Raw genomic sequence first — 3,588 nt, 5'->3', positions numbered from 1 at the left:
CCCCGCCGCAAGGCGCGTAGACGAACCCGACGTTAAGGCTTCCGGCCTGAGGAAAGTCGTTACAGCCTCCATGGCCGGCACCGTGGTGGAGTGGTATGAATTCTTCCTCTATGCCTCCGCGGCCACCCTGGTGTTCGGCAAGATGTTCTTCCCCAACTCGGGGACAGAGCTGGACGGGATCATCGCAGCCTTCGTCACCTACGCCGTCGGCTTCGTTGCCCGCCCCATCGGCGGAATCGTCTTCGGGCACTTCGGTGACAAATTCGGCCGGAAGCAACTGCTGCAGCTGAGCATCATCCTGGTGGGTGTCGCCACGTTCCTGATGGGCTGCCTGCCCACGTTCGCCCAGATCGGCTACTGGGCACCGGCACTGCTGGTGTTCCTGCGCTTTGTCCAGGGCTTCGCAGTCGGCGGTGAATGGGGCGGGGCTGTTCTGCTGGTTGCCGAACACAGCCCTGACCGGTCACGTGGCTTCTGGTCCAGCTGGCCTCAGTCCGCAGTCCCGGTAGGGAACCTGCTGGCCACCGGTGTGCTGTTCACCCTCTCTTCCACCCTTTCCCAGGAAGCCTTCCTCGGCTGGGGCTGGCGCGTGGCGTTCTGGCTCTCCGCCGTGATCGTCATCATCGGCTACTACATCCGCACCAAAGTCCAGGACGCCCCCATTTTCCTGGAGGCCCGCAAGGAAGTCACCGAGGAGAAGAAGGGCTACGGTGTAGCCGAAGTCTTCCGCCGCTACCCGCGTGGCGTCTTCACCGCCATGGGCCTGCGCTTCGCCGAAAACATCCTCTACTACCTGGTGGTCACCTTCTCCATCACCTACCTGAGGATCGTCGTCGAGACCGACACCTCACGGATCCTGCTCCTGCTGCTGATCGCGCACTTCATCCACTTCCTGGCCATCCCGCTCGTCGGAAAGATGTCCGATGCCTTCGGCCGGAAGCCGGTTTACATGGCCGGTGCGATCATGGGCGGAACCTGGGGTTTCTTCGCCTTCCCCATGATGGACACAGCGAACGACCTCATCATCCTCGCGGCCATCATCGTCGGACTGCTCTTCCACGCACTGATGTACGCCGGCCAGCCGTCGATCATGGCGGAAATGTTCCCCACCCGGATGCGTTACTCCGGCGTTTCCCTGGGCTACCAGGTGACCTCGATCGTGGCCGGTTCACTGGCTCCGATCATCGCCACCGCGCTGCTGAGCAACTTCGGCTCCTCCACGCCGGTGGCGTTCTACCTGCTGGCTGCATGTGTTGTCACGGCGGTCTCCGTGCTCTTCCTCAAGGAAACCCGGGGCATCTCACTGCACGACGTCGATGCAGCTGACGCCCAGGGCACGGCGGACCTCCTGGCTAACAAGAAGTAGGGGCCGGGCATGCGAGCAGCCGTCCTGTATTCCACGGTTCCTGCGGGCACCAGCTACACGGAAGCCAGGCCCCTGGTGGTGGAGGAACTCGACCGGCCCGCACCCCGGGCCGGCGAGCTGGGGGTGGCCATCACCTACTCCAGTCTCTGCCATTCGGACCTGTCCGTGGTGGATGGTTCCCGGGTGAGGCCGCTGCCGTTGGCGCTGGGCCACGAGGCAGTGGGCCGGGTCGAAACCGTGGGTGAGGGGGTCGGGGACGTCAGGGAAGGCGACCACGTGGTGCTGGTCTTCGTCCCCAGCTGCGGCCAGTGCCGCGCCTGTGCCGCCGGCCGGCCCGCGCTGTGCCACCGGGCCGCAGAGGTCAACGGCACTGGTGACCTGCTCCACGGGGAAGCGTTGCTGCGGACGAGGGCGGGGGAGCGCATCAACCATCACCTCGGCGTCTCCGCCTTCGCGGACTACGCGGTGGTGGCGCGGGAGTCAGTGGTGGTGATCGACGACGACGTCCCGGACACCGTTGCGGCGATGTTCGGCTGCGCTGTTCTCACCGGAATGGGCGCTGTGCTCAATACTGCAGCATTGAAGGCGGGGCAGTCCGTGGCCGTGTTCGGGCTGGGTGCCGTGGGTCTTTCCTCGGTGATGGCGGCCGCCCTTGCCGGCGCTTCGTCAGTGATTGCCATTGATCCCAATACTGACAAGCACCAACTGGCGCTGGACTGCGGGGCCACAGCCGTGGGAACGCCCGACGACGCGGCGCGGCTGATCGCCGAGGCGACGGGGGACGGCGTGGACGTTGCCATCGAAGCCGTCGGGTCGGCCCGGGTGATTGCTTCGTGCCTGGAACACGTGACACGCGGCGGTGCCGTTGTTTCGGTCGGGCTGCCGCACCCATCGGCCGAACTGACCGTGCCGGCACTGCAGTTCGCGGGGGCGGGCAAACGCCTGCTTGGTTCGTACATGGGGGACGCCGTGCCTGAACGGGATATTCCCCTCTACCTCCGCCACTGGCGCGAGGGGCGGCTGCCGGTGGAGCTGCTGCACACGGACACCAGGCCGCTGGACGAGATCAATGAGGGCCTTGACGCCCTCAGCGCCGGAAAAGTCGTCCGGCGGCTGTTCCAGGCCTGAGGGTGTGCATCCGGTCCGTTCGGCCGGTGTGATGAATGACCTGGCGTACTGCCGGGCACAAAGCAAAGGAGCTTATTGATGGCTGTAGTTGGTTGGATTGGCCTGGGCAACATGGGCGGTTTTATGTCCGCAAACCTGGCGAAGGCGGGCCACGATGTCCGCGGCTTCGACCTCAACGAAGGCGCGGTCGCAGCCGCTGAAGCCAAAGGTGTGAAGCCGGCCAAGAGCATCGAGGAGGCCGTGCAGGGTGCGGATGTCGTCTTCACCATGCTGCCGAAGGGCGAGCACGCCAAGGCCGTCTACCTGGGCGAAGACGGCGTCCTGGCACATGCTGGTACGAGCACCCTCCTGGTGGACTCATCCACCATTGACATCGCTTCCGCACAGGAACTGCACGACGCCGCTGCTGCCGCCGGCTTCCGCTTTGTGGATGCCCCGGTTTCGGGTGGAGTGAGCGGGGCCGAGGCCGGAACCTTGACCTTCATGGTGGGTGGTGAGGACAGTGCGGTCAGGGACGCCACCACCTATATCGGGCCCATGTCCGCGAACATCATCCCCACCGGCGGCGCCACCACCGGCCAGGCCGCCAAAATCTGCAACAACCTCATGCTCTTCATCAACCTGGCCTCCACCGCCGAGGGCGCCGTGCTGGCTGACCGGCTGGGCCTGGACAAGCAGGTGTTCTGGGACATCGCTTCCGTCTCCTCGGGAGACAGTTGGGCCTTGCGCACCTGGTACCCGGTGCCGGGGGTGGTTCCCACGGCAGCGTCGAACAACGGCTTCGCCCCCACGTTCACCGCAGAGCTGGCGAACAAGGACATCGGCCTGGCCATCAGTGCCGCCGAGGACACCGGTACACCGCTCGAAATCGGCCGCCACGTCCAGCAGCTCTTCCAGAAGCTCATCGATGCCGGTGAGTCCGGCAAGGACTGCTCCATGATCATCAAGGTCGTCGACGGCTCGCTGGATCCCTCCACACGGGATTAAGCAGGTTTAGCCGTCCATGATTTCGGAGCGGCGCTTCATGTACTCTTCCACCGGCATCTCGCCGTTGCTGTACTGCTGGTCAAGTTCGGCAAGCTTCCGTGCACGGA

At 65.0% G+C, this 3,588-nt stretch carries 3 protein-coding genes; all 3 read left to right on the top strand.

Going from position 1 to position 3,588, the window contains the following annotated elements; all coding sequences use genetic code 11:
- The coding region (locus DBR22_RS11410; RefSeq protein ID WP_308810206.1) for an MFS transporter at nucleotides 1-1,366 on the top strand (1,366 nt) is incomplete at its 5' end.
- A 9-nt stretch (nucleotides 1,367-1,375) separates the two neighbouring features.
- Complete coding sequence (locus DBR22_RS11405; protein WP_108599110.1) at nucleotides 1,376-2,494, top strand: zinc-dependent alcohol dehydrogenase family protein; 1,119 nt, start codon at nucleotides 1,376-1,378, stop codon at nucleotides 2,492-2,494.
- A 78-nt stretch (nucleotides 2,495-2,572) separates the two neighbouring features.
- On the top strand, nucleotides 2,573-3,481 hold the full coding sequence (gene mmsB, locus DBR22_RS11400) for a 3-hydroxyisobutyrate dehydrogenase (protein ID WP_108599109.1): 909 nt from the start codon (nucleotides 2,573-2,575) through the stop codon (nucleotides 3,479-3,481).
- Nucleotides 3,482-3,588: the final 107 nt, after the last annotated feature.

The organism is Arthrobacter sp. HMWF013 (assembly GCF_003061105.1).
Taxonomy (GTDB): Bacteria; Actinomycetota; Actinomycetes; order Actinomycetales; family Micrococcaceae; genus Arthrobacter.
Note: the sequence above shows the minus strand (reverse complement) of the source record. Positions and strands in the feature narration are given on the sequence as shown.

What these genes read in the sequence shown, in the direction of transcription:
- DBR22_RS11405 (WP_108599110.1), top strand. Translation starts at nt 1,376, where the DNA reads ATGCGAGCAGCCGTCCTGTATTCCACGGTTCCTGCGGGCACCAGCTAC.
- mmsB (WP_108599109.1), top strand. Translation starts at nt 2,573, where the DNA reads ATGGCTGTAGTTGGTTGGATTGGCCTGGGCAACATGGGCGGTTTTATG.